Source organism: Caballeronia calidae (assembly GCF_900044055.2).
GTDB classification, from domain to species: domain Bacteria; phylum Pseudomonadota; class Gammaproteobacteria; order Burkholderiales; family Burkholderiaceae; genus Caballeronia; species Caballeronia calidae.
On the sequence record NZ_FCOX02000308.1, the window covers coordinates 1 to 920 of the forward strand.

Here is a 920-nt window from a genome sequence, read left to right on the forward strand (position 1 = left end):
GGCGGCATGTTCTTCGGCGGACGCGGCGGACGATCCGACATGATGTCGCCTATCTGGTCCGCGTCGATGGTTTCCCATTCGAGCAGCGCCTTGGTCATTGCCTCGACCTTGTCGCGGTTGTCTTCCAGCAGCTTGCGGGCGAGCGCGTATTGCTCGTCGAGGATGCGGCGGATTTCCGCATCGACCTTTTGCTGCGTGGCTTCGGACACCGACTTCGCGCCCATCTTGCCGAACATGCCGTTTTCTTCGGTATCGACGTAGACCATCGTGCCGAGGACATCCGACATGCCGTAGCGCGTGACCATGTCGCGCGCCATCTTGGTCGCGCGCTCGAAGTCGTTCGAAGCGCCCGTCGACATCGAGTTGAGGAACACTTCTTCGGCTGCGCGGCCACCGAACAGGATGGCGATTTCTTCCAGCATCTTGTCGCGATACAGGTTCACGCGGTCATGCTCCGGCAACTGCCAGGTGACGCCCAGCGCCCAGCCGCGCGGCATGATCGTGACCTTGTGGACCGGGTCGGCATGCGGAAGCAGCTTCGCGACCACCGCGTGACCGGACTCGTGGTACGCCGTATTGCGGCGCTCTTCCTCGCGCATGACAGCCGACTTGCGCTCCGGACCCATGAAGATCTTGTCCTTCGCGTCCTCGAAATCCTGCATCTCGACGATGCGCTTGCCGCGGCGCGCCGCGAACAGCGCGGCTTCGTTCACGAGGTTCGCGAGATCCGCGCCCGAGAAGCCCGGCGTGCCGCGCGCGATGACCGATGCGTCCACGTCGTTCGCGATCGGCACCTTGCGCAGGTGCACCTTCATGATGTGTTCGCGGCCGCGGATATCCGGCAGACCGACATAGACCTGGCGGTCGAAACGACCCGGACGCAGCAGCGCTTTATCCAGCACGTCGGAACGGTTCGTCGC

Annotated in this window: 1 protein-coding gene; it reads right to left on the reverse strand. The window is 63.7% G+C overall.

Annotated features, from left to right (window positions below; all coding sequences use genetic code 11):
* Positions 1-920, reverse strand: a 920-nt coding sequence (locus AWB78_RS42805) for an ATP-dependent metallopeptidase FtsH/Yme1/Tma family protein (RefSeq protein ID WP_374729535.1), incomplete at both ends; no start/stop codon positions are given.